Genomic DNA, 18,850 nt, shown 5'->3' on the forward strand with positions numbered 1-18,850 from the left:
TCATTTTTCTTCTAGTTGAATAGTAATTGGGCCTAATAAACCTGCTGGGTTCAACGGTTTTCCTTCTAAACGAAAAGGTGCGGTAGTTTTAGTTAACCTTTTGTCTTCAGGTAACTTATGATCTCCAATTAAACGATTGGCCCAAGTGTTAGTTACTTCAATGATAAGTTGGTTTTCGCCTTGACGGATCGCTTTGCTAATAGTTGCTTTAAAAGGAGCTGTCCATAAAACACCGCAAGAAATACCATTAAGTTTAACTTCCGCTATGTTTTCGAAATTTCCTAAATCGAGCCAAAGATCTTTAGACGTATCTCCGTTAAAATTGAATGTTTTGTTATAAACCGCCGTCCCTGAATAATATTTTATTTGATCGTTTTCACTTGACGTCCAGTCGGTTAAATTTTTAAATTCAACAGGGCTTGACGGGCCACCGAAAGCAGGATTAAATTGTACTTTCCAATTGTTAGAAAGATCAAGTGTGGTCTTGAACCTCTCAAATCTTCTCCATTCTTGTGTATTTTCATTTTGACCAGATTTTTCGAAAATGACAACTATTGATCCGTTGGCTGATAGCTCTAGGAAACCATTTGCCGTTCCATCCTTAATATAAAAACCAGTCCATTGCATAAACTTATTTGTAACGGCATCATAAATTTGGGCGCTTTTCCCTTGAGTCCTGAAAGAAAAAGATAATTCTCTTATACTATCTACTTGATTTGAAATGAAATAAATGTCTTTATTACCATCAAATCTATGCGTATAAGCAACTTTATCCGCCGGTATTAAAAGTGAGCTAAATACAGATGGAATAAATCTAATGTCTAAATCCTTATCAATCCCTAGTTGTTTAAAGCTGTCAGCGAAATATGGAGCTTTAACGACTTTCCCCAATCCTAATTTCTTGATCCAAATAGAGCTATTGTAATCTTTAGTTTCAATAAATTTACCTTCCCAAATCCGACTTGTTGCCTCATCAAATTCAGCCTTATTGAATTGTTTTAGTCCATTTTGATAAAGTGGTTTTTCAGCAACAATAATCGTTGCGCCAGCTTTTACCAAATCCAATAGTTTCTTAGCAGTAGTGTAGCTCATGTATTGATAGTTCGGATTTAAAGCCGTTTTTCCCGGAACGATCAGCAGTTTATAAGTTGCACCGCTTTCAAATACTACTTCTTTGTTTTTAACAATCGCGGTACTCAAAACGTCAGTGTTAAAACTATCATAAGCATAGCCTCTTAGTGGGTTTACCCAATTTTCAGGATCAGCCATGTTGGCCGAATGGCTTACCCCTGCTGGTTTAGATCTTAAAGGTTCACCTACATTAGCTAACCTTTTTGCTTCAGCTTCAACCACATCCGTCCCAAAAATTCCGGGTAAAATAGGCACCAACCTATCTGGCAATACTGCTCTGCTTGGCAGTTCTTCTCCCGTAAAAACGGCAATATCTACTACAGGATGTCCTTCTTGAAGTAATTTAGATGTGCGTTCGGCATAATCAACCCAAGCTTTCCCTTGTTTCCACCAGGTTTGGTCGCGCTGGAAATATAATCCAACTCCATCCAATGTCATCCCTGGTTTTTGATCCTTCCACGGGTTATGCGTAAATACATGGAACACCATCTTGTTTATTCCTAGGGCAAAATTTCGATCCATCAAGGTTTTCATATTGCCCGGATGTTCGTTCCAATCCATTCTAACGGTAGTAAAAGCTTCGGCTCCAACAATGTTCTTCCCATAGATGTGAGCTCCTGAGATCGCATCTAGCATATCGTTAGGCTTATCGTGTGTAGGGCTGTTTAACCAAAATTCGCCCATTGGCATATCTACGGTCTTATAATGCATTAGGCCATCGCTCTGCATGGTGGGGGCTACACTTTCTGCACTAAAGATCACCCCTTTTTCTTTGGCCAACGTTGCCAATGTTCCGTAAAACTTAGCTACTACCAGTTCTGAAATAGTTTTTCGTATATCGTAAAGGAAATTTTCTGATACCGCTGCACTTTGAACTGGTAAACCCGTCATTATTGGTAAATAGGGCGTTAGATCATACCCTCTTCTCGTCAAAAACTCGGCTTTAAAATTTGTCGACCAGTTTTGGCTTCCGCACTCCCAACTATCAACATGAAACGTATTCAGGATTTTACCTGCAATTTCTGGTCCGCCCTGTTTTAAAGCTTCCCCATACCAACTATTAAACTGCGATTTTATAGCTTCTGGATTAAATTTATCGCACTCCAACCCTATTCCTCCTCCACCGGTATCATTTTTATGTGAAGTTGAAGTATGGCCAATCCTTAAAATTGTCCAACCCGTCTGTCCAGCGGGAGGGCTCCAGTTTAAACTCCCATCCGGATTTAATTTATTGGTTAAATTAATTATTTTGGCAAGAGGTACACAGTTATTGGTTGGCACCTGTTGAGCTGTTGTTCTACTACTTATTCGCCAAACCGAGCCATTTTTTCCTTCAAATTGATTAATGTACGATTCAGCGTCAAGCTGGATATTTAAGATTTTTAAGGATGGTTTCCATTTTGCGGCATCTAGATCCTCAGATCCAGGTTCTGAGCCGGCTTTATCATACACGAATCGAAAAAACTTAGCGGTAACCGGAACGATGGAGTTCGTAAAATCTTCATCGGTATCTTGCCAACCATGACGGGGCGATTCTAATCGGGTTACCTTGTTAAAGATTTTACCGTCGTTGCTGGTCTCTATAATTAAGCGTTGCGACTGATAGTTATTGCCTGCTGTTTTAATTTGTATGGTGCTACAGGTAAATGGTTTTTCAAATTCATATTGGATCCAACAGGGTTCGTTTGAGCTAAAATTCTGTTTATTACCAACTTTAACCAATCCACTAGCATCAGCGCCAGTACTTGTTGTAACTTTGGGAACAATAACTTTAGTGTTTTTATTCGTGCCAATGGGCGATGGATAAGCATAAACCGCGATATCTTTATAATAACCTTCGTTTGTAGTTGGCTTAGGAAGGATGATCCGTTTAACTGAGCTATTAACATTTACCTTAGAAGAAACTACCTTCTGCATCGAAAGTTCGGGTGTAATCCACGGACCTCCTGCCAAAGCAAAACCATCGCTTACGTGCATTCCAAGCTTTAGATTTAATCTTTTGGCCTCCTCCATGGCAAACCTTACCATTTCCCACCATTGGGGCCTTAGTTGTTGCACTGCGGGTTCATAAAGGGGAACTTTGGCGGGACCTTTGATCGTCATTAAATATGCACCGCCAATCCCAGAATCCTTCATGGCCTGTAAATCGGCCGTAATGCCTGCTTTGGAAACTCCTCCCTGCACCCAATACCAGAATACCCAAGGTTTAGAAGAATCATGCTGCCGCGCAAAGGCCCTTCCAGCAAAGCTGAAAAAACAAATGAGAATTAGAGATGATATTTTAAATCTTGAGTTCACTGATTCAATTGTTGAATTGTTGAATTGCTATATTGTTGAATTGCTATATTGTTAAGTTGGACACTTATCGCCCGGCCCTTATCGCTTTACGCTAGTCTCTCTTATGTTCGATTTTATATCCTTTAAGGGCAAAAAATAAAATAACTAGGTAACAAACTAATGGAATACTATAGCCAACTTGGATTTTATCTCCATAATGATCTATTAATGTGCCCATTCCATAAGGTAGAATTGCACCACCAACTATTGACATTATCAGCCAAGAAGAGCCAGGCTTAGTATCATCACCAATTCCCTCGATTCCTAGTGCAAAAATAGTTGGAAACATGATCGACATAAAAAATCCCAATCCACCTAGTGCATAAACCACATAGGCTCCGTTACCTAAGATTGCAACCATACTAAGTAAAATAGAAATTACCGCATAAATCGCCAACAACTTATGTGAAGCAATATATCTAAGAAAAATGGTCCCTACAAAACGACCAACTAAAAACAATGTTCCATACAAGCCAAGAAATTTAAGGGCTGTAAATTCGTCAAATCCACCTCCTTGTTGTGCTGCCCTAATAAAAAAACTGGTTACACAAACTTGTGCGCCAACATAAAAAAACTGTGCTACAACAGCCCATTTCAAATGTTTATGTCTTAAGGCTCCAATAAAGCTTCCTTTTGCCTCCCCATCAATACTTTTAGTTTTAATCTCCGGAAGCTTCATGAAGTAAAAAAGTACGGCTACAAGGATCAGTACACTTCCTAAAATAATATATGGTATTTTGACTGTTGAGGCTTCTGTTAAGAAATAATTGTTACGTACCGCCTCTGTCATTCCCGCTAATTCATCTTTAGAATAAGATTTTCCTGACAAAATAAATCCGCCTACCGCCGTAGCAACTGGGGCGGCCAAACCATTAAAGGTAGCTGCTAAGTTAAGTCTAAATGTCGCTTTTTTAGGATCACCAAGCACTGCAGCATATGGGTTTGCCGATGTTTCCAAAATAGTAAGGCCACAACCTATGATAAATAAAGCAATCAAAAACGTAGCGTAAGATAGTCCATTTGCAGCTGGAACAAATAAAAATGCGCCAACGGCAAATGCCAAAAGGCCTGTGATCATACTTGCTTTATAACCCCATCTTTTCAAGATCATACCCGCAGGAATAGCCATTAAAAAATAAGCCAGAAATACTGAAGTATCAATTAAGGTTGATTGCCTGTTGTTTAAGTTACATGCCTTTTTTAAATGAGGAATGAGCACCGAATCTAAGTTATGCGCCATTCCCCAGAGGAAAAATAGACTTACAACTAAGATAAATGGTAGAAGATACTTATTTCCCGATGAGGGATTTTCTTCCGTAATAATTTCTGGTTGGTTGTTGTGGTTCATATTTGGTCTGTTTAATTGGTTCTTTATTAGTGTCACCCTGAGCGTAGTCGAAGGGTACTAAGTTGTATTATGCTTTACTTTTACTGCCTGCTTACATTAAAATTTTTTTGTCTTCGACTACGCTCAGACTGACAAAACATTTTTAAACTCATCTCTTCTTCACCACCAATAGATGATCACAAACCAACACCACTTCTCCATGTTGGTTTATAATTTCTACATGCTCAGTTACTGCGCCTAGTTCAGGTTTCTTCCCATCTGCTTTTTCTGAAATAGTAACTTCAGAATGAATGGTATCGCCGATGAAAACAGGTTTAATGAAGCGCAAGCGATCGTAGCCCTTAGACATTGCTTCTGGGTTAATTTCTGATGCCGTTAGTCCGATGCCGATACTAAAAACCATCGTTCCATGGGCTATTCGCTGTTTAAAGGGCTGGGTTTTGCACCATTCTGCATCCATGTGATGAGGAAAAAAATCTCCCGTATGACCAGCGTGTACCACAAAATCAGTTTCTGTGATGGTACGACCTAAGGTAATACGTTTGTCGTTTAATTGGTAGTCTTCGAAAAATGTTGATTTAAAATACATCTGTTCTTTTTTATTTTATCGTTGGCGATATAATCGCCTTTCTCGCGCATCCTCGTTAAAAACGAAGACGAGCCCTGTTACTTTTTAGTTTATTTGGTAGTCTTCCCAAAAATGTTGATTAAAATACCCTTGTTCTTTTTCTATTTATCACTGGCGATACAATCGCCTTTCTCGCCCATCCTCGTTATAAACGAGGACGAGTGTTGTTAATTTTTAGTTCATCTTTGATAAAGTCAATGCGTTAAAACAGGTTTAATCCCACCTTTATCGCTCGAAATATAGGCTGCTTCTACAACAGCCATGGTGTTAATCACATCTTCAACACTCGTTTCCAATTTAGGGGTAGAGCCTTCAACAAAGCGCATTAAATTGGCCATTGTACCTATAAATGCCTCTGGGAACCACGAACCTTCCAAATCAATAACTTGCCAAGTTGGCTCCTTACCCTCTTCTATTTGGCAGTATTCGAACTGATCTGGTACCCCATGGGGATAATCCATCAATAAGCCCATTTTTGCTTTGATTGCACCTTTAGAACCCTCCCATTTGATATAGCTTTCTTGGTTTTTGGGTCCGAAATCATGATCGTGGTTTGTATTTATTACAGCATGCACCGTATCACCATAGTCGAACAAAATGGTTGATCGAGATGAGGAAAGGTTTTTCGCAGGATGTTTTAATGTTTTTGCCAAAACACTGTTGGGATTGCCCAAAAATGAGCGAACCAAATCAATATAATGAATGCTATGGTACTGGATCTCCAACCGGGGATGGATGATTACATGTGGGAACAGCTCCCACGGTGTCTTAATCGTTACCTTAACTTCCATATCATACAATTCACCAATTAATCCCGAATTAATTAAATTTCTTGCTGCACTAGTAAATGGTGCGAAACGTAATTGGAAGTTAATTGCAGCTTTAAATTTTTTCGCTCTGCACAATTCTAGGATTTCTTTGGCCTGGGCAAAGTGATCACCCATAGGTTTCTGGATCAATACCGCACTCCCATCAGGCAGTTTTCTTAACGTTTCTAGATACTGCTCTGGCATAATGGTTAAGTCGTACACCACATTTGATGGAGCGAGTTTAACAGCCTCATCTACAGAATTGTACACATTGGGAATACTAAAGTCATTCGCTAATTTTTGCGCTTTTTCTTTGGTTCGGTTTACGATTCCATGCACTTTAAACCCAGCTAATTTATAGGCTGGCAAATGGGCATCAGCTACAATACCGCCCGCACCGATTATGATGATAGGTTGTACCGTTTTTGGTAGTATTGGCTTATAGTTTAAGTTAATGCTCATTTATCAATTAAATTAATCTTTTGCTGGGCTATTGATAAAATCATTTCTGATGACTGATCGGTATGTATGGCATCCATTACCATTTGATCAATCACAACGGCAATTTGAGCCCAATTTTTACGCTGAGGAAGCATTTTTGCTACCACATGTAGAGCATCAAGTTTATGGTAAAATGGAATAACCCTGTTAATTTCTTGGTCATTCCAACTCGAAATCCTACACCCTATCCCTCCCTCTAGAGTTAATAATTTATCGTTAACAGCATTTGTCGCAAAGCGAAGAAAGTCGTAGGCAACTTCCTTGTTTTTACTTCCTTTGCCGATGGTATAGAGCCAATATACATTTAGCGATGCAGAATTTTGATCAGGATTGGCGGGAAGTAGGTCTACATAGATCTTATCTTTAACTTTTGAATTTGCAGCAACTTCGCTCATGGCAGCAAAACCGAACCAATTAATCATCATTGCCGCTTCTCCCTGACTAAAAGCGATGCCGGCCGCAACCGAATCAAAATTTTCGGAGCCCGGATGTACTGCAGATTGATCTTTTACAATTTTTCTATAAAAGTTTAATCCTTCTAAGGACGCGGAAGTATTTATATTGATAGCGCCGTTTTCATCCACTAAATTTCCTCCTCGGGTCCACAATTGCAAACAGTAGTCGAATACCGCATTGTGGCCGTCTGGGTAGCAGGCAAAAATAGTTCCATATAAATTTTGCGCAGGGCGATTAAAGAACCGTGCGATGTTATAAAAATCATCCCAAGTTTTTGGCACCATGAGCAGTTTGCCATATTTAGCTAGATAATTAGCTTGTTCCTGATGATTTTCGAACAAATCTTTGCGATAAATTAAGCATTCGGGACCATCGTGAAAAGGTAAACCTACAATCTGATCTTCAAATTTTTGCAAACCTAATAATGATGGACTCCAGCCATTGGGATAGTGGTGTGGCGGGTTTTTTTCTATATAGTCATTTAATATTTCAAATGATGCTGAGGTATGCCCTTCATAAAGCCAATCGGTATTGATATGGGCTACATCGAAATCTCCATTGGCTAAGCCTTTATCGGTTAATGTGCGCTGATGAAGCTCATGCAAATCCATGATTACCAGTTCTAATTCGAGATCGCAACCAGAAAAAAGACAATAGCTGTTCCAAAATTTCTGCATGGCTGATTCGAATGGTCCGAACTTACGAACCGCAATTCTGAATGGTTGTTTACTATGCATTAGCGGATGTATTTAATTGGGTAAATTCTTTGATGAGCTGCTCGTTATCTTGGCCTAATTTAGGCGATCCTTTACTTGAAGTTAATAATTCTCCATCGATCCGTATAGGACATCGGGTGGTTTTATATCGATAACCATCTGCCATTTCCACTTCTTGAACCATATTCAATACTTTAAATCCTTCGTGAGCCATTAATTGATTCCAATTTAACACATCTGCACACCATATATCTGCAGGTTCTAATACAGAAAGCCAAGTTTTTGTTGTTGCAGTTAATAAATGTTTCGCTAGGATTTCCTTTATTTCGTCTCTAAGTTCAAATGCGTCTTTAATTTCAATGTAGTTTAACAAGGCATCGCATTTAAGAAGATTTCCTAGTAGCGGAATAGAAGCCATTGCCAAAGCTAAATAACCATCCTTGGTTTGATATATCCCATAGGGTGCACCTAGATAAGCATTTGCGTTGTTTTTTACTGATCTTTCTGGCAGAGATCCCCCGTCATTGAAATAAGTAGTAATGGTTTCGAACTGAAAATCATATGCTGATTCCATCATGCTAACCTGGATAAAGCCGCCGCAATGCTGAATGGCCTTACGGTAAAGGCAAGCCAAAATCCCCTGTGCAAGATGAGTACCCGCCAACATGTCAACAATAGATAGACCCATTGCAACAGGTCCATCATCGGCATTGCCAGTTAAAGATGTAATTCCGGTTACAGACTGTAACAGCAGGTCTTGTCCGGGTTTGTTTTTCCAGTCGCCAGTTGTACCATAGCCTGAAATTTCGCCATAGATTATGGTTGGATTGAGTTTTTGCACAGTTTTATAATCAAATCCAAGTCTTTCCATCACCCCTGGCCTAAAATTATGGATCATAACATCAGCGTTTTTAAGCAGTTCGCGGACAATTTCGCAATCATCCTCCTTTTTAAGGTCAACCGCGAGGCTCTCTTTATTTCTGTTTATAGCATGGAATACGGATGATTCTCCATTCATCACTAGATTTGAGGTGTACAATGTTCTACAAATATCCCCAACACCGGTACGTTCTATTTTAATTACCCTCGCGCCCATATCCGCCAATCGTAAACTTGCAGATGGACCTGAAAGGAATTGACTAAAATCTATAACTAAATAATCTTCAAGTGGTTGCATAAGCTAATTTAATTCGAACTCTAGGTCTATTTTATCATTATCTGCTCCTAATTTTGGAGCAGATTGAGGGGCATATAGTTTTTGATCATCCAAGCGAATTGGACTCACCGTTGTGTTTAAGCTTCTTCCATTTTTTAAATTCAACGTTTGTTGAATGTCAAGGTTTTTGTAGGCATCGGCCGAAGTAGCTACATCGTAATCGTTAACTGCCGCACTCCAAATCCCCTTACTTTCTAAAAGCACTAGCCAATTTGCGGTACTTTTGGTAATGAATACTGCCCCTAAACGCAACATAATTTCGTCGCGATTATCAAAAGCATCATTCGAATGCTGATAAAGGTCTAAAATTTCGCACCCAATAACCCCGGCAATGAGGTTCAAATCGCCCATGGCCAACGACAAGTACCCGTCTAAGGTTTGATAAATACCATAAGGAGCACTTAAGTACGCATGTGCACTGCCCTTAACGGCACTTCTTACAGGCAATTTACCTCCATCGTTTAAATAAGTAGTGATCACCTCAAATTGCACATCTAGGATAGATTCGAGCAGACTTACCTCAACTAAAACACTCTTGTTGGTTTTAGCCCTTTTAATTAGGCCTGCCATTAAACCCTGTGCTAAATGATTGCCGCACATTATATCAGAAACTGATAGTCCAAAGGCAACGGGATCATCAGTTTTACTGCCCGATAAATAAGTTAATCCAGACATGGCCTGCACCAATAAGTCTTGGCCGGGTTTGCCAGCCCATGGCCCGACATTGCCATAACCAGTAACTACCCCGTAAATTATTTTCGGATTAATTAACTGCACTTTCTGATAGTCCAATCCTATTTTTTCCATTACTCCGGGCCTGAAGTTATGGATCATGATATCGGCTTGATTTATTAATTTCTTTATCTGACCTAAATCCTCAACATTCTTTAAGTCGGCCGCATACGATTCCTTATTTCTGTTTATAGTATGAAAAAGGAGGCTGTCATCATCTACAAATATGTTTTTGATCGCTAATTGTCTGCAGGCATCTCCCCCATTTGGGCGTTCGATTTTAATAACTCTAGCCCCAAGGTCGGCCAATTTTAAACCTGCCGAAGGTCCCGCTAAAAATTGACAGAACTCTAATACTAAAACTCCTTCTAATGGCTTCCTCATGTTGTTAAAGTTTTAGATTTACGATATATGATATTTATTTCGTTTAATACTTTTTCTTCGCTACCCCCATTCATCAAGTAATTTCTAATCACGTCACCTGCATGGTCTTGAAAAAACATGGAGCCATGGTATCGCGGACGAAGAAAGGCACGTTGTAAGGCAGGTAAGGTATTAGCAAAATAATTGTGGCTTTGTCTATTTACTTCATCATTTGCCCATGCGGTTAAGTGGCCTGGTTGTCCTCCACTTTCAAAATAAAGTGTTTGTTGGCAGTTGGGCGAACCCACAAATGAAACATAATTAACTGCCGCATCAATTGCTACACACTTGGAAGAAATAGCTAAACCTGTGCCTCCTAATGTGCTACGGAGGTTAGTTTTGCCATTTAAGCTAATCATATCATGAAAATGAAGAACCTTACGAGCATATCCATTTCGCGAATAGTTGGAATATCCGTAGGCGAATGGGCAATATATGATCGAATCAGTATTGCTCATGGCTTCATAAACTTGAATAGGATTTCTGCTAAAGTTTGCCCTCTCTATTTTACTTGCCAATTGACGGTACATCTTCAAGGCTTGTGTTCCAATTTCAGAAGAAATCACGAACTCATCATTTTGGCAAGGATCTTCGTCAAGAGAACAGCAAATGGTATAAAAGTTCATTAGCACATCTATGGGGATGCCAGCAAATGCTACGCCGCCCTGATCAGCCAAAGCCAGTAGCTCCTCGAAATTTTCGGGCAAGCGTAGCCCTTTTTCGGCTAACAAATCTGGTCTACTTGCAGCTACTGGTGTTGCAGCATCAATAGCCAATGCCCATTGGTGGCCATGATAGTTATAACTTTCATGGGATGCCCCCACCGCATTTATTGCTTGGTCCTTTAAATAATCCGCAGTTAAATAGTTATCTAAAGGTATGATCGACTGTGTTTTTGCTGCGAAGCCTGCCCAAGGGTGATCTATCACCAAAAGATCAAATCGCTCTGCTAATTCTTGGATAGAGAAATCGGCAAATGCCTGTAAGCTTCTCTTTTCCCAGGTGATATGAATTGAAGGATTAAGTTCGGAAAAGCGCTGTGCCGTGGCCACCATGGGTAATAATCCACGACTGTGATTCCAAGTTATACCTTTTAAAATTATTTGTTCTGACACTTTTATTCTTTTTTAACTGCGAAAAACGCAGAGCTGATTTTGTTTTTTTTAACACAAAGGCGCAAAGGCCCTTTGTTTTCATTTATCTTCTCACTTGCTGACATGTATGTCTATTACCGCACTTTTCAATCCCACGGATGTGGCAGTTAACTTAATTGTTCCTACTTTTTCTTTTGCCTGAATTATGGCCAAGCACAATCCGTTATATGCTTTTCGATAATTGGCTTTAAACGGCTCCAAACTTGCTTGATATCCATTATCAACTCCGGCAATAAAGCCAACACCGTTAATTTTAAATTCAACCAAATTATTAGCAGTTGGCACTATATTTCCATTGGCATCTAAAATTTTAACAGTAACGAAAGATAGGTCGGTACCATCAGCCTTAATATTGCTACGATCTGCTAAAAGTTGAATTTGGGTCGGCTTTCCAGCGGTTTTAATCTCCTTAACTAAAACAACTTTTCCATTTTTACGAGATACGGCTTTTAGCGTACCAGATTGATAGGGCACTTTCCACATTACATGGAGATCATCAACCTGTTTACGTCGTTTTCCTAAAGACTTGCCATTTAGGAAAAGTTCTACTTCATCGGCATTATTATAATAGGCCCACACTTCAACATTCCTTCCTTTTTCCCAAGTCCAATGTGGTAAGATATGGAGCACAGGCTTAGTAGTCCACTCGCTTTGATACATGTAATAAGCATCTTTAGGGAAGCCTGCCAAATCCACTATTCCGAAATATGAGCTCCGTGCGGGCCAAGGGTAAGGAAGTGGTTCGCCTAAATAGTCGAAGCCGGTCCACACAAATAAACCAGAAAGAAAATCCAGGTTTTTCGCGGCCTTCCAGGTTTCTTCATGCGTTGATCCCCAATATGCCGAGACATTATCATAGGCTGATGCCGCCCAATCTTTGTTGCCTTCGGTGAACTTGGTTTTCCCATCTTTTGGCCAGCGCCTGATGCTATCCGCTGTGTCGTAATATCCTCTGGTTGCCAACGCCGAAGTGGTTTCTGTGGCTAAAAATTTCTGATTCGGATAATTTAAAGGAAAATCTTTATACAGTTTATGATTATAGTTTAAACCATAGATATCAAGGGCATTTGCCTGATAAATAAAATTTTTCTTAGGATCGGTTTCGGTCAAGGCAGAAGTAACTGGTCTGGTTTGGTCTATGTTTTTGATGAGTTTCACAAGCTCTTTGGTAATCGCAACGCCTGAACTATCAAACTGCTCTCTAATTTCGTTACCAATGCTCCATAAAATGATGGATGGGTGATTTCGGTCACGTTTAATCAGATCTTCTAAATCTCTTTTGTGCCATTGGTCAAATTCGAGGTGATAATCTTTTGACGTTTTCTTCTTTATCCACATATCAAATGCCTCGTCCATTACCAAAAATCCCATTTCGTCGCACAACTTTAAAAATTCTGGTGCTGGCGGATTATGCGCCGTTCTGACAGCATTGCAACCCATTGCTTTCAATATCTCCAATTGCCGTTGCATAGCCCGCACGTTAATGGCCGACCCTAAAGCGCCTAAATCGTGGTGCATACAAACGCCAAGAATTTTTAAGCGTTTCCCATTTAATGAAAATCCTTTTTGGGCATCGAAATTAAAATAGCGAACACCAAAAAAGGTGACTTTCTCGTCAATAACGTTGCCGTTTTGTATAATCTTGGTGATGAGCGTGTACTGTTTTGGATTATCAATCGACCATAGAACAGGGTTTTTCAATTGTATATCGGTAACCATATCTAATCCAGCTGTATCTAACTTAAAGGCTAACATTTTGCTTTTCGCAACCAGTTTTCCGGTAAAATCGTACACCTCGTTCTGCAAGAAGGCATGTTGATCTTGCAAGGTTTTATTATCGATCTTAGCTTTAATATTCACCAAAGCTCCACTTGCAGAGGTTTCATTTGTGGTACTTACACCTATGCCCCATTGTGCGATTGCAAGTTTAGCCGTGGTGGTTAGCCTCACATTCCTGTAAATCCCGGATCCCGAATACCACCTAGAATCAGGTTGAGCAGAATTATCAACCTTTACTGAGATTGTATTCTTACCCGATTTAAGGTATTTATTTAACTCATAGGAAAATGAAATGTATCCATAAGGCCTTTTTCCCAGAAGTTGACCATTCAGATAAACCTCACTATTTTTATATACCCCGTCAAATTCTATGGAAACAATCTTGGTGTTGAAATTAAGTGGGGCAATAAAAGTTTTTCTATACCATGCTATTCCCGTTGGTAATCCCCCACCTTCGGGTTTTGCGGGGTTCTTTTCGTCAAATCTTCCTTCTATACTCCAATCGTGAGGTAAATTCAGGTTCCTCCATTTCGAATCATCAAAATCTTCAGCTTTTGCTGTACTGAGGTCTCCCAAAAAAACCTTCCAATCGGCATTAAAATTTGCACTTATTCTCGATTGCGCAAGGCAACAGTTCCCAATAACTAAGAACAATATCCACAATTTAATTCTAAGTGTAATTTTAGTAATCATTGCGCAACAAAATTTAACTTACTTTTTCCAAGGTCTTTAGAAGTAGCAACTGCTATCCCCCGCTCGTCTTTTTGGTTTACTGCACAATAGAAATGATAGACAACACCTTCATATTTAAGCACAAAAGACTTGTGTGCATACAATTCGTCGTATTTTTCTGATGACTCTATCAAATTGTTCCCCGTCCAATCTGTCCAGTTTACTAGATCTTTTGAAGCTGCGAAACGGTTAAAAGCCCCTTTTCTATCTTCCCAAAAAGCACCGAAATAGAACATTACCCAAGTATCATTGATTTTTTGGATCATAGGATCTCCTGTTATTCCAACCGGGTGGTGTACTACAGGATTGGTACCAAATCGCTGCCAGCGCTGCATATCATCAGAAACAGCCATTCCAATCCGTTCGTACCAGCGTGTTTTTTTGTTGTTAATCAGCGAATCACCAACGGCATTGTAATACATCACGAAGCGGTGCCCTGTTAAACGGTCCCTATCCTCAATTACCGTACTTTTAAAAAGTTTGTTCCTATTTTCCCACCACCTTACATCAGCATCGCTTGAGTTCAATACAGGATTTGGTAACCTTTGCCATTCGTGCCCAGTGGATGGATCTTGTAAAGTATAGGCCATCCCGATAGCTAAGGGCTCTACTTCGTAACCCTTGGCTGCACCACCAAAATAAGACATCCAATATTTGCCCTTGTATTGTTTTAATTTATAATTCCCAGCCCATTCGGTACTGGTTAAGGCGTTATAGCCTGCTTTTTGATTGGCATCCCAAGCTGCACTATCAGAAAAAGATAAAATTTTACCTTTGTTTTCCCAATTCAATAGATCTTTACTCCTGGCCAACCAAGTTTCGTAACCTCTTCCACTAAACACCAGATAGGTCATAAACCACTCCTTACCTTTTTTAAAAATAGTTGGGCAATCCATTTTGTGGGCTGCATCTCTAGGAACCATCACCAGTCCATATTTATAAGGAGTTTTAACTTTCTGATAAATTTTTTCCATTTGGGAAGCAGAAACCTCATTCGTTTTTTGTGCTTTCACAGAAAATACTAAACCTATAAAGCAAAATAGGGTTGATATCAAATTCCTCATTCTACTTTAAATTTATAGGTACCTGAACCAATCCTAATAATGGTTCGCTCACCTTCTTTACCAATAACGTTAATTAAGGCCTTATCTACTCCTGTAATTATTTGATTAGCTTTAGCAGGAAGATAAATTGTTGCGCTAGTATTAACCGGAATAGTTACTTCTAAAGATAAACCCTTGCTCGTTTTATTCCAGTTCGTTGCAATTAAACCATAGGGAGATTGATAGCTTGTTTTCGCCGAGGTTAAATCGCCCACTATTTCAGGATGAATTTTTATTTTGTTGAAAGCTATGCCCTCATCATCCATTCTGATGCCACCCACACCACTATAGAACCACTCCATTAGATGTCCCAGCATAAAATGATTATTAGAAACGCTTGGTAAGCCAGCCCATGATTCGGTAAGTGCGGTGGCGCCCTTTGCGAGCTGCGTACCGTAGCCCGGCACGTCGTAACGGCTGTTCATGTCAAAAATCACATCAGATCTGCCCGCATCCTCCAAAACCCTTAATACGTAACGGTATCCAATATCTCCTGCAGTTAAACCGTTATTTCTATCCCTTATATCATTAATGATATTTGCAATAACAGCTTCTTTATATTCAGGCTCTACCAAACCCATGTAAACAGCCATGGCATTAGCTGTCTGGCTGCCCGTACCGTATTGCCTTGTAGTTTTATTAAAAAACTTTGTGTTAAAGGCTTTTTTAACTTCAAGATAAAGGTTAGTATAATCAGCAACATCTTTAGGATTTCCTACCTGTTCGGCAATCTTACACATGATTTTTAAATCGTAATAATAGATAGCTGTGCCCGTAATGCCCATGGGGGTGAGTTGTGATACACCAGGGGGCTTTGGACCAAGATCATACCAATCTCCTAAGCCTTGACTCAAAATATGATGATCTGCTTTTGTTGCCAAATAAGCCAAATAACGTTTCATCATGGGATAATTATCAATTAAAACCTCCTCATCCCCATACCATTGATATACGTACCACGGCATTAAGATACCACTACTTCCCCATTCGGGAGAGTCGCGAAACATGTTGTTTCCACCGTACTCAAATTTTACATATTCTGGTGCAATTTCTGGAATCAATCCTTCGGCAGTTTGAGAGTTTTTCATGTCCTGCAAACTCTTTCTAAACAATGGCGCAACATCATAATTATAGCGAACCGAACTTCCCATTAAGTGCAATTCTTCTAGCCAACCTAACTTCTCACGTTGTGGGCAATCGGTAAATAAGCTTACCATATTACTCTTGATAGCCCAATCTATCAGGTTAAAGGTTTTGTTAAAGAGATCATTAGAGCTTTCAAATTTTCCAACGGATGTAGCGGCGTTTCTGATGTGCAAGCCTTTTAAATCCATGATAATGGGTGTATTTTCCTTGTTTTCTTTCCCGATAGGTGTTGCACCTTTTACTTGCAGGTAACGAAACCCATAATAGGTAAAACGCGGTCTCCAGATTTCAACCCCTTGCCCTTTTAAAATATAATTGTAATAAACCGGGCTACCGCTTGGCTTTTGATTTACACTTCCGTCTGCTTTTAGCAATTCGGCTGGGATGATACGTACTGTATCGCCTTTTTTGCCCTTTACTTTTAATTCTATAATCGCTGAGGCATTCTGACCAAGATCGAACACCCAATCTTTTCCGGTTGATGTTAAGGTTTTAGCCGAAAAATTTTCGAATACCTTAACCGGTTCTTCTTTTTGTGAATTTAGTTTCGGACCATCCACTAGTACTGGAGTTTTCCATCTGGAATCATTAAATTTCGGGAAATCCCAACCATTTTGTTCTAAATTGGCATTGTAATCTTCGCCTCCGTAAATACTCGAAAAAGTAATTGGAGAGGGCGCTGTTTTCCAGGTCTGATCGCTGATAATTGTTGAAGAAGTGCCATCAGTATATTGGATCAACACTTTACAGATCATTTTAGGAAGGCCAAAAGCCACCTTAAGTTTTCGGTATCGTTCTTTAACTGGAGGAATATAATAAAAACCATTGCCCAGCATTACACCAAGCACATTTTCTCCATTTAACAGCTGTTTAGTTAAATCAAAAGTTACATACAACGCTTCCTTATCGTATTTGGTCCACCCCGGATCCAAAAAATGATCGCCTACTTTTTGTCCGTTAAGACTCAATTCAAAATGCCCAAGGCCTGAGATGAATGCGGTTGCATTTTTGATCGGCTTTGCTACTTTAAATGCTTTGCGTAAAAGAGGCAAGGTATTACTACCATTATATTTGTCCTTTTTCCCATCAGTGGGAAGAATATTTACATTCGTATCTGCCAATTTTTCGTAGGCAATCCATTTTGCTCCGCTCCAGTCTGCCTCACTTAGCAAACCCATTTGAAAAGTAGCGATGCTACTCCAAGCGGCATGATTTTGATTATCCCACACTTTAACTTTCCAATAGTAAGTTTTCGCGGCACCTAATAATTTTCCTTTGTACTTCAATTGAAGCGATTGGTTGCTTGTTATTTTTTTCGAATCCCAGCTATTGCCTTTGTTTTGGGTCAGATCAGCCATATTATCACTAACCAGCACCTGATAAGCGATTTGAACAACGTCATACCCTGTACTTTGAAGTTTCCATCCTAGGCTTGGGGTTTGGGTTTCTACACCGAGTGGATTAATTTTGTACTCACAACTCAAATCCCCAACTTTTAGCTGTTGAGCAAAAACAGGTATCGCCAAAAAGTATAACCAGAAGAAACAGCTCAATTTGTTCATTGTACAAAAACTAGCGTTGGTACGCTAAATACTAATATGGATTAGCATTGGTTTATAAATGGTTAGGACTTATTTAATATTTTTATTCGTTAAAATATTTAAAAATGCTCAATAAGCTTAAATTCAAATATAAATGTTTTTTTTAAATATGAAAATATTTATCTCCAAAAAATTACAGATAGGTTAAATTATAAATTTTGTATGTTTGAAATAACAAACCCCTTCAATAATTAATAAAATGAACGAAAACGAATCAAAATATCAGGCTCCGGCTTTAGATAAAGGACTTGATATATTGGAATACCTTTCAGCTCAGTCTGTTCCTCTTTCGCAATCTGAAATGGCCATTGGGATTGATAAAACGCCGAATGAAATTTACAGAATGTTGATGAGTTTGGAGAGCAGGGGCTATATTTTAAGAGATGAGGTTTCGGGCAAATACCGGCTTTCACTAAAGTTATTTTATTTGTCGCACCGCCACTCACCGGTTGATGAACTACGTAAGGCGGCACAATTTCCCTTAGAAGAGTTAGCTGATTCTGTTCGTCAATCATGCCACTTGAGTATTTTGTATATGAACAAGGTGATGGTCATCATTCATGCTAAAAGCCCAGGTCCCATCGCCCTTTCCATTGAAGAGGGCAATCTTTTTCCATTACCATTAACAGCTTCTGGCAAGGTTTTATTAGCCTATATGCCCGATGCAGAAAGAACTGCCATTTTAAAAAGCAATGATATTTTTAAAAAATATCCGAAGCCCAAACGCGATGAGTTTATGGCTTCATTACAACATATTCAAGAGACTGGGGCTTATTTCAAGCCCAGTGATCTAGCCGAAGGGGTATCAGACATTTCGCTTCCCATTGGCAAACAAAGTAAAGAAGGGATTATCGCCTGCTTAACCATTTCTATGTTAAGTACTTTAAATAGCAACAAACACATTAATACCGAACAAATTTTAACCGAAGCGAACAAATGTGTTAAAAAAATTGAGCAACGGATCGGGGTGTTTGGTTTGTAGTTGGGTCCCAGATTTTATGGTCATCGAATACAAATAGGCAAGGGGATTCCTTCGTA

The 18,850-nt window shown here is 39.4% G+C and carries 12 protein-coding genes; 1 reads left to right on the forward strand and 11 read right to left on the reverse strand.

Going from position 1 to position 18,850, the window contains the following annotated elements:
* From AC6H0V_RS06475 to AC6H0V_RS06525, 11 genes are all read right to left on the reverse strand, one after another.
* On the reverse strand, positions 1-3,429 hold the full coding sequence (locus AC6H0V_RS06475; protein ID WP_497562900.1) for a glycosyl hydrolase: 3,429 nt from the start codon (positions 3,427-3,429) through the stop codon (positions 1-3).
* Between the two features lie 91 nt (positions 3,430-3,520).
* Positions 3,521-4,816, reverse strand: coding sequence for an L-fucose:H+ symporter permease (gene fucP, locus AC6H0V_RS06480; RefSeq protein WP_497562901.1), 1,296 nt, complete (start codon positions 4,814-4,816; stop codon positions 3,521-3,523).
* Between the two features lie 148 nt (positions 4,817-4,964).
* A complete protein-coding gene (locus tag AC6H0V_RS06485; RefSeq protein WP_497562902.1) occupies positions 4,965-5,405 on the reverse strand; it encodes a MaoC/PaaZ C-terminal domain-containing protein in 441 nt (146 codons plus the stop codon).
* Positions 5,406-5,638: 233 nt separating this feature from the next.
* Entirely contained in the window at positions 5,639-6,715 is a 1,077-nt protein-coding gene (locus AC6H0V_RS06490) for a Gfo/Idh/MocA family protein (RefSeq protein WP_497562903.1), read from the reverse strand.
* Positions 6,712-7,947: an extracellular solute-binding protein gene (locus AC6H0V_RS06495; protein WP_497562904.1), complete on the reverse strand. Its 1,236-nt coding sequence runs from the start codon at positions 7,945-7,947 to the stop codon at positions 6,712-6,714. The genes AC6H0V_RS06490 and AC6H0V_RS06495 overlap by 4 nt, the downstream gene beginning before the upstream one ends.
* A complete protein-coding gene (locus AC6H0V_RS06500; protein WP_497562905.1) occupies positions 7,940-9,103 on the reverse strand; it encodes a CaiB/BaiF CoA transferase family protein in 1,164 nt (387 codons plus the stop codon). The genes AC6H0V_RS06495 and AC6H0V_RS06500 overlap by 8 nt, the downstream gene beginning before the upstream one ends.
* A 3-nt stretch (positions 9,104-9,106) precedes the next feature.
* On the reverse strand, positions 9,107-10,258 hold the full coding sequence (locus AC6H0V_RS06505; protein ID WP_497562906.1) for a CaiB/BaiF CoA transferase family protein: 1,152 nt from the start codon (positions 10,256-10,258) through the stop codon (positions 9,107-9,109).
* Complete coding sequence (locus AC6H0V_RS06510; protein ID WP_497562907.1) at positions 10,255-11,412, reverse strand: ABC transporter substrate-binding protein; 1,158 nt, start codon at positions 11,410-11,412, stop codon at positions 10,255-10,257. The genes AC6H0V_RS06505 and AC6H0V_RS06510 overlap by 4 nt, the downstream gene beginning before the upstream one ends.
* Before the next feature lie 90 nt (positions 11,413-11,502).
* On the reverse strand, positions 11,503-13,923 hold the full coding sequence (locus tag AC6H0V_RS06515) for a glycoside hydrolase family 2 TIM barrel-domain containing protein (protein ID WP_497562908.1): 2,421 nt from the start codon (positions 13,921-13,923) through the stop codon (positions 11,503-11,505).
* A complete protein-coding gene (locus AC6H0V_RS06520; RefSeq protein WP_497562909.1) occupies positions 13,920-15,026 on the reverse strand; it encodes a glycoside hydrolase family protein in 1,107 nt (368 codons plus the stop codon). The genes AC6H0V_RS06515 and AC6H0V_RS06520 overlap by 4 nt, the downstream gene beginning before the upstream one ends.
* Positions 15,023-17,773, reverse strand: coding sequence for a family 78 glycoside hydrolase catalytic domain (locus tag AC6H0V_RS06525; protein ID WP_497562910.1), 2,751 nt, complete (start codon positions 17,771-17,773; stop codon positions 15,023-15,025). Before AC6H0V_RS06525 ends, AC6H0V_RS06520 begins: the two co-directional genes overlap by 4 nt.
* Positions 17,774-18,011: 238 nt before the next feature.
* Here AC6H0V_RS06525 and AC6H0V_RS06530 point away from each other — a divergent pair, with 238 nt between their 5' ends.
* Positions 18,012-18,794 carry an IclR family transcriptional regulator gene (locus AC6H0V_RS06530; RefSeq protein WP_497562911.1) on the forward strand — a complete coding sequence of 261 codons (783 nt, stop codon included), beginning with the start codon at positions 18,012-18,014 and terminating at the stop codon, positions 18,792-18,794.
* The last annotated feature ends 56 nt before the right edge of the window (positions 18,795-18,850 follow it).

The organism is Pedobacter sp. NO84 (assembly GCF_059703915.1).

Bases quoted from the DNA above. Each gene is read 5' to 3' on its own strand.
- fucP (WP_497562901.1), bottom strand. From the start codon at position 4,816: ATGAACCACAACAACCAACCAGAAATTATTACGGAAGAAAATCCCTCA.
- AC6H0V_RS06485 (WP_497562902.1), bottom strand. From the start codon at position 5,405: ATGTATTTTAAATCAACATTTTTCGAAGACTACCAATTAAACGACAAA.
- AC6H0V_RS06490 (WP_497562903.1), bottom strand. From the start codon at position 6,715: ATGAGCATTAACTTAAACTATAAGCCAATACTACCAAAAACGGTACAA.
- AC6H0V_RS06495 (WP_497562904.1), bottom strand. From the start codon at position 7,947: ATGCATAGTAAACAACCATTCAGAATTGCGGTTCGTAAGTTCGGACCA.
- AC6H0V_RS06500 (WP_497562905.1), bottom strand. From the start codon at position 9,103: ATGCAACCACTTGAAGATTATTTAGTTATAGATTTTAGTCAATTCCTT.
- AC6H0V_RS06505 (WP_497562906.1), bottom strand. From the start codon at position 10,258: ATGAGGAAGCCATTAGAAGGAGTTTTAGTATTAGAGTTCTGTCAATTT.
- AC6H0V_RS06515 (WP_497562908.1), bottom strand. From the start codon at position 13,923: ATGATTACTAAAATTACACTTAGAATTAAATTGTGGATATTGTTCTTA.
- AC6H0V_RS06520 (WP_497562909.1), bottom strand. From the start codon at position 15,026: ATGAGGAATTTGATATCAACCCTATTTTGCTTTATAGGTTTAGTATTT.
- AC6H0V_RS06525 (WP_497562910.1), bottom strand. From the start codon at position 17,773: ATGAACAAATTGAGCTGTTTCTTCTGGTTATACTTTTTGGCGATACCT.
- AC6H0V_RS06530 (WP_497562911.1), top strand. From the start codon at position 18,012: ATGAACGAAAACGAATCAAAATATCAGGCTCCGGCTTTAGATAAAGGA.